This is a genomic window from Alteromonas sp. V450 (assembly GCF_001885075.1).
Lineage (GTDB): Bacteria > Pseudomonadota > Gammaproteobacteria > Enterobacterales > Alteromonadaceae > Alteromonas.
Map to the genome: position 1 here is coordinate 3,552,259 of NZ_MODU01000004.1, position 12,899 is coordinate 3,565,157.

At 45.7% G+C, this 12,899-nt stretch carries 12 protein-coding genes; 5 read left to right on the top strand and 7 right to left on the bottom strand.

Features of this window, described 5'->3' with window-relative positions:
* Positions 1-123 precede the first annotated feature (123 nt).
* The 3 genes from BK026_RS15655 to mpl form a co-directional block, all read right to left on the bottom strand.
* Positions 124-933: a S1/P1 nuclease gene (locus BK026_RS15655; RefSeq protein WP_071816681.1), complete on the bottom strand. Its 810-nt coding sequence runs from the start codon at positions 931-933 to the stop codon at positions 124-126.
* Positions 934-935: 2 nt separating this feature from the next.
* Positions 936-1,568, bottom strand: coding sequence for a flavin prenyltransferase UbiX (locus BK026_RS15660; RefSeq protein ID WP_071816682.1), 633 nt, complete (start codon positions 1,566-1,568; stop codon positions 936-938).
* Positions 1,569-1,639: 71 nt separating this feature from the next.
* Complete coding sequence (gene mpl, locus BK026_RS15665) at positions 1,640-2,998, bottom strand: UDP-N-acetylmuramate:L-alanyl-gamma-D-glutamyl-meso-diaminopimelate ligase (RefSeq protein WP_071816683.1); 1,359 nt, start codon at positions 2,996-2,998, stop codon at positions 1,640-1,642.
* 309 nt (positions 2,999-3,307) lie between these two features.
* Here mpl and BK026_RS15670 point away from each other — a divergent pair, with 309 nt between their 5' ends.
* The 4 genes from BK026_RS15670 to BK026_RS15685 all read left to right on the top strand — a co-directional run bounded on the left by BK026_RS15670 (position 3,308) and on the right by BK026_RS15685 (position 6,546).
* Positions 3,308-4,285 (top strand): class 1 fructose-bisphosphatase, encoded by a 978-nt coding sequence (locus BK026_RS15670; RefSeq protein ID WP_071816684.1) that lies wholly within the window; start codon positions 3,308-3,310, stop codon positions 4,283-4,285.
* A gap of 131 nt (positions 4,286-4,416) precedes the next feature.
* Complete coding sequence (gene ppa, locus BK026_RS15675; RefSeq protein ID WP_014947861.1) at positions 4,417-4,947, top strand: inorganic diphosphatase; 531 nt, start codon at positions 4,417-4,419, stop codon at positions 4,945-4,947.
* 141 nt (positions 4,948-5,088) lie between these two features.
* Positions 5,089-5,586: a DUF3299 domain-containing protein gene (locus BK026_RS15680; protein WP_071816685.1), complete on the top strand. Its 498-nt coding sequence runs from the start codon at positions 5,089-5,091 to the stop codon at positions 5,584-5,586.
* Positions 5,587-5,613: 27 nt separating this feature from the next.
* On the top strand, positions 5,614-6,546 hold the full coding sequence (locus BK026_RS15685) for a dihydrodipicolinate synthase family protein (protein ID WP_071816686.1): 933 nt from the start codon (positions 5,614-5,616) through the stop codon (positions 6,544-6,546).
* On the opposite strand, the gene BK026_RS15690 is transcribed toward BK026_RS15685, so the two are convergent.
* Both BK026_RS15690 and BK026_RS15695 read right to left on the bottom strand, forming a co-directional pair.
* On the bottom strand, positions 6,543-7,241 hold the full coding sequence (locus tag BK026_RS15690) for a 2OG-Fe(II) oxygenase (protein WP_071816687.1): 699 nt from the start codon (positions 7,239-7,241) through the stop codon (positions 6,543-6,545). The genes BK026_RS15685 and BK026_RS15690 overlap by 4 nt on opposite strands.
* A gap of 22 nt (positions 7,242-7,263) precedes the next feature.
* Entirely contained in the window at positions 7,264-7,683 is a 420-nt protein-coding gene (locus tag BK026_RS15695) for a thioesterase family protein (protein ID WP_071816688.1), read from the bottom strand.
* A gap of 183 nt (positions 7,684-7,866) precedes the next feature.
* Here BK026_RS15695 and BK026_RS15700 point away from each other — a divergent pair, with 183 nt between their 5' ends.
* Positions 7,867-9,369 carry an Hsp70 family protein gene (locus tag BK026_RS15700; protein ID WP_071817712.1) on the top strand — a complete coding sequence of 501 codons (1,503 nt, stop codon included), beginning with the start codon at positions 7,867-7,869 and terminating at the stop codon, positions 9,367-9,369.
* A gap of 63 nt (positions 9,370-9,432) precedes the next feature.
* Here BK026_RS15700 and BK026_RS19705 read toward each other — a convergent pair whose 3' ends face one another.
* Both BK026_RS19705 and uvrA read right to left on the bottom strand, forming a co-directional pair.
* Positions 9,433-9,600 carry a hypothetical protein gene (locus tag BK026_RS19705; RefSeq protein WP_177247920.1) on the bottom strand — a complete coding sequence of 56 codons (168 nt, stop codon included), beginning with the start codon at positions 9,598-9,600 and terminating at the stop codon, positions 9,433-9,435.
* Positions 9,601-9,800: 200 nt separating this feature from the next.
* A complete protein-coding gene (gene uvrA / locus BK026_RS15705) occupies positions 9,801-12,632 on the bottom strand; it encodes an excinuclease ABC subunit UvrA (RefSeq protein WP_071816689.1) in 2,832 nt (943 codons plus the stop codon).
* Between the last annotated feature and the right edge of the window lie 267 nt (positions 12,633-12,899).

Below are 12,899 nucleotides of genomic sequence, written 5' to 3' on the forward strand. Positions count from 1 at the left end.
GCGCACAGGCAAGTAGGCGCTAGCTGCTTACGAAGCGAAGAAATAAAAACGGAGGCTTTTTGCCTCCGTTTTTATTTCTATTCATGCTTATAACGACTCAGCACTGGCAAACCGCATATGAAGCTACTGGTTCGCTTCGTCAAACACTTGGTTTAAATACATCGCGATGCGAATTCCTGCCATCTGTAAACGCTTTTTAGCAGTAGGCAGGTGGTTGTATAAGTAGTCATAACTCATGTTATTCGCGTCTTGCGGATAAATGGTATCGCGAATAGCGGTGCTTTCTTCAATCCACACAATAGGGTCGGTGGTGGCCCAGCTGCGAATATCTTTAGCTGTGATGGTTTTTGTAAGCCATTCGGTCCATTCAGAATACGATAAGTCGCGCTGCTCTAACATTTGCGAATCCCATACGCGATGTAGGTTAGAGTCTTGCCAGAAGAATCGTACTTTAACATCGTTACCACCACGATCAGTACCATTACCGGCGTGAAGTGGCTGATGCAAGTCGCCAATAATATGCACAATGAATTGAAGGGCTAGGCGCTTCTCATCAATGCTGGCTGAATCGCTTTTTAAGGTTTCAGTGAATTGCTTTAATGCGGTAACTGCATCACCTTGCTTGGGTGCACCAACCTCTTCGTAAGTCTTGCCCTTCGGTACAGACACATAGTGCCAAGGGCTCGCTGTTTTTTGCCAAAATTCACTGGGGTTAGAACGCATTTCATCAGCATGAGTCGAGGCTTCTGCCAACGAGCCATGTGGCAGCAAATCCATCAGTGCTGCTTGTGAAAGGGGGCTAAGATACTGCTCGGCGATAGCGCCTGTTACTCTATGGCCTGTTTGTCCCCAGCCGAAGGCGGGTGATGTAATACACAACGTAAATAGTGTGCTCAGCGCAATAGCGCAAGTCCTGTTTGCAAACGCGAACATGGTTAATCCTCAGAATGTTTGGAAGACTGATAGCCCCATCTTGCGACAAGAGACTGCTCAATACCTAGGTGGTCTAGTATGCGCGCCACCACAAAATCAACTAAGTCATCGATAGTTTTTGGGTTGTGATAAAAACCTGGCGCAGCAGGCATAATAGTAGCACCCATTTGGGAAAGCTTGAGCATATTTTCTAAATGAATAGAAGAAAGCGGCATTTCACGAGGTACTAAAATAAGTTGGCCTCGCTCTTTTAGTACAACGTCAGCTGCCCTTTCGATAAGGTTATCGCTTGCGCCTATACTAATGGCTGAAAGCGTACCTGTAGAGCACGGGCAAACCACCATTTTCGCGGGAGCGGCTGAACCAGACGCTACCGGTGAAAACCACTCTTCTTTTCCAAATACCTTTATTTGATCCGGTTTAGCGCTGCAGTGTTCGGTAAAAAACGCGGCGGCGTCTTCGGGGCGCCCCGGTATTTTTACGTTTTCTTCTGTTGCAAATACGACCTTTGCAGCTGATGAAATAAGTACGTACACTTGGTAATCTGCATTCACCAAAGACTTCAAGAGTGTTAGCGCGTAAGGTGCGCCCGATGCACCTGTGATAGCAAGTGTGACTTGCTTGTCATGTTTCATGATATAGCCTCTGTGGATAACAAGCGTTCTTTGCTTGTCTATCGGGTGTTTCTTCGTTTTATTTGGTTTTGTTACCGTTTATGCTTCATATTCAGTGCATCGAGTATACGGCCATGAATGCCTTCAAAGCTGCCGTTACTCATAATTAGAATATGATCGCCCGGTTGTGCTACGTTGCAAACGCCTTGAACGATCTCCTCAACGTTTTGGAAGCAGTGTGTTGGTGTTTGACTTTGCGTTACCGAATCGACTAACGACCAGTCCATGCCTTCAGGTTCATAAAGATAAACTTCATCGGCTTTCTGCCATGAGTTTGCAAGCGTATCTTTGTGTACACCCATTTTCATCGTATTTGAGCGCGGCTCTAGCACAGCCAAAATACGGGCATTACCTACTTTTTTGCGCAGCCCATCAATTGTAGTCGCAATTGCAGTTGGGTGGTGTGCAAAGTCGTCATAAACGGTGATATTGTTTACTTCACCCTTTACTTCCATGCGACGCTTAACATTCTTAAAAAATGATAAGGCTTCTATGGCATCAGGTAAGGTAACACCTGCATGGTGGGAGGCAGCTATGGCCATCAAAGCATTGTCCACATTGTGTTGACCAACCAGAGCCCAGGTTACCGTTCCAGCTATAACACCGTTATGCAATACATTGAATTCACTACCGTCTTTCTTTAACAGTTCTGCATGCCACTCTTTGCCCAACGATTGACGCGAAGACCAGCAACCTTTTTTGAGCATAACTTCAATGGCAGGGGTGCTGTTTGGCGTAAGAATAAGCCCGTTTTCCGGTACCATGCGAACCAAGTGGTGAAACTGGGTTTGTATAGCTTCGAGGTCAGCAAAAATATCTGCATGATCGAACTCCAGGTTGTTAATAACCAATGTTTTTGGGCGGTAATGAATGAACTTAGAGCGCTTATCAAAAAATGCGCTGTCGTATTCGTCAGCTTCAATAACAAAAAAGGGGCTTTCACCTACGCGCGCCGAAACGCCAAAATTTTCTGGTACGCCACCAATTAAATAACCAGGGTTTAAACCAACGTGTTCTAAAATCCACGCCACCATACTGCTGGTGGTGGTTTTACCGTGGGTGCCTGAAAGTCCAATAACCCAACGATCTTTTAGTAAGTTATCAAGAAGCCATTGCGGGCCGCTTGTATACGGTAAATTGCGGTTTAGCACGTACTCTACCGCAGGGTTGCCACGCGACATCGCGTTACCAATTACCACCATATCTGGCGCTGGATCAAACTGGCTTTCGCAATAACCTTCGGTCAACTCGATACCTAATGCTTCAAGCTGGGTGCTCATGGGCGGATAAACGTTTTTATCTGAGCCTGTTACTTTGTGGCCAAGTGATTTAGCAATAGCGGCGATGCCGCCCATAAAACTTCCACAAATGCCTAAAATGTGTACATGCATAGTGCATTCTCAATGAATTGTCATGTTATCGGGATACTGTATCAGAACCCTATGGCCTATAGATAATTCATTTTTTATCAAAGCAGATCTGCTTTTAGCGCCTATTTGCTGTACCCATTTACGAGTTTGTCGTCTGCAAACTGGTATGGTGTGTGTTTGACTTTGTGTAAGTGTGTTCCACTTAACAAAAATCACGGTTACAATCTAATCACAGGTGTAAAACCTGTATGTGCTTCAGATAAACGCCGGTAAGGACAGCTGAGCGACTGCAAGCACAACACCCTACACATAAAAAAAGGCTTACATTCAATGAAACGTTTAAATTCCCAACTGCAACAAGACGGTGCTCCGCTTGAGTTAATACTACTCATTCGTACACTGCTAGCTGGCTGTAAAGAAATCTCTTTCCGCGTGAGTCAAGGCGCACTTGCTGGCGTGCTCGGTTCAACCCTTTCAGAAAACGTACAGGGCGAAACACAGAAAAAGCTCGACGTTATCTCTAACCACATTTTAAAAGACACGCTAAGGGAATCTGGCTATGTCAAAGCCATTTCGTCTGAAGAAGAAGATGACGTTGTGCCGTGCAATCCAGACGGTAATTACTTAGTAAGCTTCGACCCGCTTGATGGGTCTTCAAACACTGAAATCAATAGCCTGATCGGCACAATTTTCTCAATTACCCATGCACCGCAGTGGATGAAACCAGACGATCCCTCTGCTTTCTTGCAGCCTGGTACACAGATGGTTGCAGCAGGTTATGTACTTTATGGTCCATCTACGATGCTTGCGCTAACCACAGGTCGCGGTACGCACATTTATACCCTTGATAAAACCCACGGTGGATTCCTGCTTACGCACCCGAATATTCAAGTGCCTGAGCAAACCTCTGAATTCTCGATAAATGCATCGAACCAGCGTCATTGGGAACCTGCTATGCAGGCATATGTTGCCGATCTTTTAGCGGGTAAAGAAGGTCCTCGTGGCAAAGATTTTAATATGCGTTGGGTTGCCGCAATGGTGGGTGATATTCATCGTTTGCTTTGTCGCGGTGGCATCTTTATGTATCCATTCGATAACAGGGACCCGTCTAAGCCGGGTAAATTACGCTTACTTTACGAAGCCAACCCGATGGCGTTCTTAATGGAGCAAGCAGGTGGAAAAGCGGAAACTGGCACGGGCCGAATTCTCGAAGTGATGCCTACAGAAATTCATCAGCGCGTACCATGCATCATTGGTTCTAAAGACGAAGTTGATGCGTGTTTGAGCTACAACGACAGCGCGAAATAGTATAAAAAGCAGCAAAATTTAACGAAAAATAAAGAGATTAGTACGACAAGGGTCGTAAAGCGTTTTTATTTTGCTGCTGTCACCGTATACTTAACCCAAAATTTCTTATACATCATTGAAAGGACCAAAGAATGAGCTTAAGTGCTATTTCTGCTGGTAAAAACGTACCAGACGAAGTAAATGTGATCATCGAAATTCCAGCACACGCTGACCCGGTGAAGTACGAAGTAGACAAAGACACAGGTGCACTATTTGTTGACCGTTTCATGGCAACTTGCATGCACTACCCAACTAACTACGGTTACGTGAACAACACCTTGTCTGAAGACGGTGACCCAGTTGACGTTCTAGTAATGACTCCGTTCCCACTACTTGCGGGTTCTGTTATTAAGTGTCGTCCAGTTGGTGTACTAAACATGACTGACGAGTCTGGTAAAGACGCAAAAGTACTCGCGGTACCAGTAGACAAGCTTTCTACTATTTATCGTGACGTTAAAGAGATTGCTGACGTACCTCCTCTTCTTCTTAAGCAAATTGAGCACTTCTTCGAGCACTATAAAGATCTTGAAGAAGGTAAGTGGGTTAAGATTGACGGTTGGGCAGACGCTGCAGCTGCAAAAGAAGAAATTACCGCAAGCATCGCGCGTTTCGAAGCAGAATAATTCACGCTGCTTTACATTGATGATACAAAGGGCTGGTGTAATACCGGCCCTTTTTATATGTGGTCTTAAAGTGCAGATTAAAAACGAAAAGCAAGAGCCGATACAAAAAAGCGAACAAAATACTCAACGATAGAGAGCAGTATGATCCACCTTAAATTATTCGTTACCTCATTATTTTCAGTGCTTACTATGATGGTAACTTTCAGCACTTTTGCAGATGAAGCGCCTGTCAAAGCTCCTGTAGAGGTATATTGGGAAGACCTGGTGCCGGAAGGTTTCAATGAACTTGTAACACCGTCGGTTCAACACAATGGGGAAATGAGTCAGCTTCAGCCTGACGCACCAGTGGTCGATACCTTTGATGGTAAACGAGTGAAAATACCGGGCTTTGTTGTGCCGCTAGAAGGCACGGCCGAACTAACGACAGAGTTCTTATTGGTTCCGTATTTTGGCGCCTGCATTCACGTGCCACCACCGCCGTCTAATCAAATTGTGTACGTAAAGTTTGAAGAAGGTGTGCGCATAGACAATATTTACGACGCGATTTGGGTAACCGGCGAACTGTCGACCGACGGTTGGAAAGGCGACATTGCGTCTGTAGGGTACCGCTTGAAAGGCGAAGCCGTAGAAGGGTTTTAAGCATAAAACATTTAAAAAGGATATCAGGTGTTTACAGGATTATCAGCGTTTCCCATTACTCCATTCAAACAAGAAGCTATTGATTACAAAGCATTTAAAGGGCTTGTTGATAATTTGGCTTCGGCGAATGTAGATTCAATTTGCGCGATAGGCTCAACTGGGCTGTACCCTTATCTAACGCGAGAGGAAAAGTACAACGTAGCAAAGCTCGCCGTCGACCACGCAAATGGCATTCCTGTTATGGCAGGCGTTGGGGCGCTGAGAACCTATGACGTGCTAAAAAACGTTGAAGCTGTGCAGCAAGCAGGTGTTAATGCTGTGCTGTTAGCACCAGTTTCCTATCAAGTGCTTAACGAAGAAGAAGTGTATGGCCTATATGAGGCAGTGAGTCACGAGGTATCTGTGCCTATCTGCGTTTACGAAAATCCTCGTGTGACTAATTTTACCTTCAGCGATGACTTGTATTGCCGCATAGGAAAATTACCGAATATCGGAGCGATTAAAATACCAGGAACTCCATTTGCCAAAAGCGCTAGCAAGGATATCTCCCCCTCTGGAGCAAGCAATAGCGAAGGCGCTCGTCGATTAGAATCATTGCGAGAGATAGTGCCTGCACACATTGCTATAGGCGTGAGTGGTGATAGTTTTGGCGCAGCAGGAATGAGTGAAGGTTGTGACCTTTGGCTTTCTGTTATAGGGGGGATATTCCCGCGAACTGTAATGCGCATAATCGACGCCGCTCAGTCTGGTAATGCTGTTGATGCACAGGCTCAGTCACAAGCGTTAAGCGGAATATGGAGCATGTTTGCGCGTAATGGCGGCGGCTTGCGTGTGGTTGCAGCCGCGGCAGAAATTTTGGGCTACTGTGAAACGCCTAGCTTACCTGCACCGTTCTTACCTATCGACAAAAATGAGTACAGCGAGCTAGAGCACATCATCACGAAGTTATCGTTAAGCTAGCCCTGCGTATAAATCTGCTCAGCGCGGTTAAACAGAAGCCACGACGTTAGAATGTACTTGTCGTTACTTTTTGGAATTTGGCCGCGATGCGTGTGAGTAAAATAAGCGGGCGCAATTACCATTCTGCCTGCTTTGGGCTTAACCGCACGGTTTTGATAATAAAACTCCGTCTCGCCGCCTTCTTCCACATCGTTTAAGTAGTACATAAACAGCAATACGCGGTGCAGTGCATCGTTATGTTGAAGCTGTGGATAGACTTCTGAATGCCAGTACGGGTAGCCACCGTTACCTGCGGTGTATCGTTGCGCATTAACATCGCCAACGCGGAACAGGTAATTTACCAAATTAGTCAGATTTGGTTTACCTACTTCGTCAAAATTCTCTCCGGTTACTTTTACCGGCTCACCGGTTTTAGGGTGGCGTACGGTTAAGCCAATGGGCCCAACAAGCGCAAAATAGTACTTTTCAATGTAGGAGACCAGCTGCTGCCCAGTGTACTGCATCACTTGCTGAAATAAATCTTTAAATTCTGGGTTGCGGCTTATCGACACATCCATGCTGCGTTTTTTATCAAGGTCGACGCCGCCGCCAGTGCGGCCTTGACTCAAGTTAGGACTGCCCTCAAAACGTTCCATGAGTTGTTTGCATAGCTCTGGTGGTAACACATCATCAATAACTTCAATTAAATCGCTCATGGATACCTCGTGCTGCGCTTTATTACTTAGTTGGTATTTCTTTAAAGTGTGACTGTAGCTCTGACTTCACATCATCGGGAATTGGTGCAGAACGCTGTGTTTTATAGTCAAAATGCACCATGGTGGTCACGCCAGTTGAACATAGCTTATCGTCTTGCCATAACTCTTGAAACACATCGAATGCACTATTTCCCAGCCTGCTAATGTAGGTTTTTACTGTAACCGGTTTTCCATAAAAAATTTGAGCTAAAAAATCGACCTTATAACTGGCTAAAATTAGCGGCCAATTTTGTAAGTCTAGCTCAGGAGTAAACATTCTGAAAATAGGCTCTCTGGCTGCTTCAAACCAAGCGACTAATGCCGTGTTACTAACATGTTGTAAGGCATCTGTTTCACAAAAACGCACTTCAAAAGAAGTGATAAGTGGTGCTGTATTGCTCATGATTATTGTAGGCGTTGTTATAAGTTTAATTCCTACTCTAGCATTATGGGCTGGGGTTTTCAGTAGCCCTTATAAAAGTGATAGTGTTTAAGGTAAACCGTTGTGTTTTGATTAGCTTACAGGGGTGTGCCATTAGGTTCTTTTGCATTACAATCCGCTTCTAACTTTTTGAGCGAACATACTATGACTGCGATTGGGATTGACTACGGTACATCAAATTCTGAGGTTGTGTATTTTGATGGAACGGCCCATCAGCACATCAAACTCGACCCGTTAGATAAGAAGGGCAATAAAATCCGTTCTTCGGTGTTTATCTATTTTGAGGATGAACTACCGCCGCCTCCTGATGCCATGGTTGAGGCGAAAGTGGCGCAGTTACAGCGTGTTATCAGTGAGCAAATCGATAAGGCGAAGGACGGCTATTATTCGGCAAAAGATCCGAAAGAACAGGCGATGTACAGTGACCGTATCGACTCGCTGCGCGGTGATTTGCACAACAAGCCTGCTTTGCAGCGCAAAGCTATTGCACAGTTGATGCACGCCATGTCACTAGACGAAATCCCTTTGCTGCGCTTAGTAGAGCACGGCAAGTTTGCGTTTGGTGAAGAAGGGTTTAGACGCTTTCTCAAAATGCCGGACAAAGGCCGACTTATCTATTCACCTAAAAACTTCCTAGGCGCATCGCTAGACGGCGACCAAAAACAAGCGTTCATCGGAATTATTGCTAAGCAACTGGCATACTTTAAACAGTGTGCAGAGCAGCAGCTAGGCAAAGCTGTTAATAATGCGGTTATTGGCCGACCCGTTAAATTTCATGGTACACGCGGCGAAGAGGGTAACGCGCAGGCCATTCAAATAATGACTGAAGCGGCGACTAAAGCTGGGTTCTCAGGGATTAATTTCCTAGATGAGCCTATTGCAGCGGCGTATAAAATTGAGCAAACCTTACCAAGGGACACGACAACGTTGATTGTAGATATTGGTGGGGGAACCACGGATATTTGCTGTATTAAGCTTTCGCCAGAGCGCTCCAACCAGCTTGATCGAAAAGACGATGTGCTGTCGGTAACAGGCAGACGTCTAGGCGGCATGGATTGTGATAAAAGCTTGGTGCTTAAAGCTATTGCCCCTGAAATGGGAATGGGCCTTAAGATGATGAACGGGCTTCCTGTTCCGCCTACCTATTTTTCTGATATGTGCGCGGTTGATAATATTCCAGCTCTTACTCGCTTTTTCTCTGACGATTACGGGTTAGATATTTCGCAAACTATGTCTGTGATCAAGGAGCCTGCCCAGCTAGAACGCTTGCTTATTGTTCAGGAGAATAAGCTGTCTGCCCGTGTGGTGAACTCGGCTCGCCTAGCCAAAGAACTACTATCGAGTAAGCAAAATATTACCTTGCCGCTGCACTATATCGAAGATGATTTCGACGTGGAGATTTCGCAAGATTCACTTAAAAAAGCGTTAAAACCGTGGCTTGATAAAGTGAAAGCGCTAGTAGTGGAATGCTTAGAAAACAGCATTGAAAAACCAGAAGTGGTGATGATCACAGGCGGTATGAGTTTATCGCCGATTGTGGTAGATGCGCTGTATGAAAATCTGCTAACCGGTTTACCACGATTGGAAAACGACGCCTTCAATTCAGTGTGCGAAGGGCTAGCTATCCAAGCGGCGAAACACGCCTAATCTCACTGAATAAAAATACTAAGCCTTAGCGTAGTAGCGCCTACTACGCTAAGGCTTTATCGTTCAATGCTTTAGGATATTGTGTTCTTTTAAATAGAGCGCGATAGCCTCTGGCGACTCGAAAGCTTTTAACAGCATTTCTTGTGCGCGTGCTTTCACATCATTGTCTTCTGATGATGAAAGTAGGTGATACCATGTTTTCACTAAAGCTAGAGGTGGCGTTTGAGTCATTGGGTTTCGCTCCTGCAATTCTTACTGCAAAATTCACTTAAATCATCGTAACGTATGATTCGCCAATACAAGCTATAAGCAGCGTGGAAAAACGTGTAAAAAAGCGTTAAAGCGCACTTTTTACATGTTGCTGTGTAAATTACACAACAACATAATAAAAATAAGTGCGCTTTTCGCTAGCGGGTTTACTTCGTGCTCGCTTAAGCTTGTGTGAGCATGGGCTTAAGGAATCGACCTGTATGTGAAACTTCTTGCTGTGCCACATGCTCAGGTGTTCCCTCTGCAATAATCTGGCCACCTCCGGAACCACCCTCTGGACCAAGGTCAACAATCCAGTCTGCGGTTTTAATCACATCTAGGTTATGCTCAATAACCACAACGGTATTACCGTGGTCGCGTAGCCGATGAAGTACAGCGAGCAGCTGCTTAATATCGTGGAAATGTAACCCTGTAGTAGGCTCATCTAATATATAAAGGGTTTGCCCAGTGTCTCTTTTTGATAACTCTTTTGCCAATTTAACGCGCTGTGCTTCACCGCCAGACAGCGTGGTAGCTGCTTGACCCAGTCGAATATACGACAAGCCCACGTCCATTAAGGTCTGCAGCTTTCTTGATATGGCTGGAATGGCATCGAAGAACTGTCGCGCATCTTCCACAGTCATCTCTAACACTTCGTGAATGTTCTTATCTTTGTACTTTATCTCAAGGGTTTCACGGTTATAGCGTTTTCCCTGACACACGTCACAAGGCACATACACATCCGGCAAGAAGTGCATCTCCACTTTTATGACCCCGTCACCCTGACATGCCTCGCAGCGACCGCCTTTTACGTTAAAGCTGAAACGGCCAGGTTTATAACCCCGCGAACGCGACTCTTGCGTGCCCGCGAACATTTCACGAATTGGAGTGAAAATACCAGCGTAAGTCGCCGGGTTAGAACGCGGGGTTCTGCCGATAGGGCTTTGGTCAATATCAACTACTTTGTCGAGCTGATCTAATCCGGTCATTGATTTATGAGCGGCTGGCTCAGACGTAGTTGCTTTATTTAACTCACGCTGTGCAATTTTATAAAATGTATCGTTGATAAGCGTCGATTTACCCGAGCCCGATACACCGGTTACACAGGTCATAACACCGGTAGGTATACGTAAATCAACAGATTTTAAGTTGTTGCCAGTAGCGCCCAAAAGCTCTAGCCACTTATCGTCTTTTACCGGTGTGCGTGTTGCAGGGACATCAATCTTCTCTCTGCCAGATAAGTACTTTCCGGTAAGTGAGTGTTCACTGTTCTTAATGTCTTCCAGCGATCCTTCGGCGATAATTTCACCACCATGCACACCCGCACCCGGGCCGATATCTACAATGTAATCGGCTTCTCGAATAGCATCTTCATCGTGCTCTACAACTAACACGGTGTTACCTAAGTCGCGCAAGTGCGTAAGCGTGCCAAGTAAGCGCTCATTATCTCGTTGATGCAGACCGATAGAAGGTTCATCTAGTACGTACATAACACCCACTAGACCTGCGCCAATTTGACTAGCCAGACGAATACGCTGTGCCTCACCGCCTGATAGGGTATCGGCGCTACGCGACATAGAAAGGTAGTTGAGACCTACGTTCACTAAGAAGCGTAAGCGATCCATGATTTCTTTTAAAATCTTTTCAGCTATCTGAGCACGCTGACCTTCAAGATTGAGTGACTCAAAGAAGCCAAACGCGTCGGCAATCGACATGTCAGCAATGGCTGGCAGGTTCGTGTCTTGTATAAACACGTTGCGCGCTTCAATACGTAATCGCGTGCCGTTACAGCTACTGCAGTGCTGCTGGCTCAAATATTTTGCTAGCTCTTCGCGCACTGAGTTTGATTCGGTCTCGCGGTAGCGACGCTCCATATTCGGAATAATACCTTCAAATGGGTGCTTGCGCTCCATCACATCGCCGCGCTCGTTTATATACTTAAACGACAGCGATTTGCCTTTAGAACCATAAAGCACAATGTCTTGATGCTTTTTATCTAGCTCTTCAAATGGCACGGTTAGGCTGAATTGATAGTGGTCTGCCACCGCTTGAAGCATTTGAAAATAGTAATAGCTGCGCTTGTCCCAGCCGCGAATAGCGCCCCCGGAAAGACTTAATTCGGTATTACTTACAACTCGGGCAGGATCGAAGAATTGTCTTGTGCCTAACCCATCACAGGTAGGGCAGGCGCCTGCTGGATTGTTAAATGAAAATAGACGCGGCTCTAGTTCACTAATGCTGTAACCACAGTGTGGGCATGCGAAATTAGCGGAAAATACAATTTCTTCTGCGTCTTTATCGTCCATATCAGCCACAACTGCGTTGCCGCCAGCAAGGCTCAGCGCCGTCTCGAATGATTCAGCTAAACGCAGCGCCATGTCGTCGCGTACTTTAAAGCGGTCTACCACTACTTCAATGGTGTGCTTCTTGTGCAAGTCGAGAGGCGGTGGATCGGATAGGTCACACACTTCGCCGTCAATACGCGCTCGAATAAAACCTTGTGCAGACAGATTCTGCAACGTTTTAACGTGCTCGCCTTTACGTTCTTTCACTATAGGCGCTAGCAGCATTAACTTACTGCCCTCTGGCATCGCTAAGACTTTGTCGACCATTTGGCTGACGGTTTGCGCGTCTAGCGGCACATCGTGATCAGGACAGCGTGGCGTGCCCACACGCGCGAACATCAAACGCAGGTAGTCGTAAATCTCTGTGATGGTGCCCACCGTTGAACGGGGGTTATGCGATGTTGATTTTTGTTCAATGGATATTGCAGGCGAAAGACCCTCAATATGATCAACATCTGGTTTTTCCATCATAGAAAGGAATTGGCGCGCGTAAGCAGATAAAGACTCAACGTAGCGACGCTGGCCTTCTGCGTAAAGCGTGTCAAAAGCAAGAGACGATTTACCCGAGCCCGAAAGGCCGGTAATCACCACCAGTTTGTCTCGTGGCAGTGTTAAATCGATGTTTTTCAAGTTGTGGGTGCGAGCACCGCGAATTTCGATTTTATCCATTGAAGCCTAAATGAGAGAAAAAGAATCAGTATGCCATAGGTGTCAAGTAAAGTGATATGACATTCAAGTTATACTGTGAGTGGGGTAAGCAGATCACCTTGAGGCATAAGCTTACGATGACAATTCATTGAGCTGTGTTGTGAAATGGTGATTTTATCCCCATTTTTAAACCCTTGTGAAGGTGAAAGAAGTAAATGGGGCCTTTATGTGGGAGAAACGCCACTAATATTAATCGAATTTAAGGGAAGTGGGCGAAAGTGCAAATTA

Bases quoted from the DNA above. Each gene is read 5' to 3' on its own strand.
- BK026_RS15655 (WP_071816681.1), bottom strand. From the start codon at position 933: ATGTTCGCGTTTGCAAACAGGACTTGCGCTATTGCGCTGAGCACACTA.
- BK026_RS15660 (WP_071816682.1), bottom strand. From the start codon at position 1,568: ATGAAACATGACAAGCAAGTCACACTTGCTATCACAGGTGCATCGGGC.
- mpl (WP_071816683.1), bottom strand. From the start codon at position 2,998: ATGCATGTACACATTTTAGGCATTTGTGGAAGTTTTATGGGCGGCATC.
- BK026_RS15670 (WP_071816684.1), top strand. From the start codon at position 3,308: ATGAAACGTTTAAATTCCCAACTGCAACAAGACGGTGCTCCGCTTGAG.
- ppa (WP_014947861.1), top strand. From the start codon at position 4,417: ATGAGCTTAAGTGCTATTTCTGCTGGTAAAAACGTACCAGACGAAGTA.
- BK026_RS15680 (WP_071816685.1), top strand. From the start codon at position 5,089: ATGATCCACCTTAAATTATTCGTTACCTCATTATTTTCAGTGCTTACT.
- BK026_RS15690 (WP_071816687.1), bottom strand. From the start codon at position 7,241: ATGAGCGATTTAATTGAAGTTATTGATGATGTGTTACCACCAGAGCTA.
- BK026_RS15695 (WP_071816688.1), bottom strand. From the start codon at position 7,683: ATGAGCAATACAGCACCACTTATCACTTCTTTTGAAGTGCGTTTTTGT.
- BK026_RS15700 (WP_071817712.1), top strand. From the start codon at position 7,867: ATGACTGCGATTGGGATTGACTACGGTACATCAAATTCTGAGGTTGTG.
- BK026_RS19705 (WP_177247920.1), bottom strand. From the start codon at position 9,600: ATGACTCAAACGCCACCTCTAGCTTTAGTGAAAACATGGTATCACCTA.
- uvrA (WP_071816689.1), bottom strand. From the start codon at position 12,632: ATGGATAAAATCGAAATTCGCGGTGCTCGCACCCACAACTTGAAAAAC.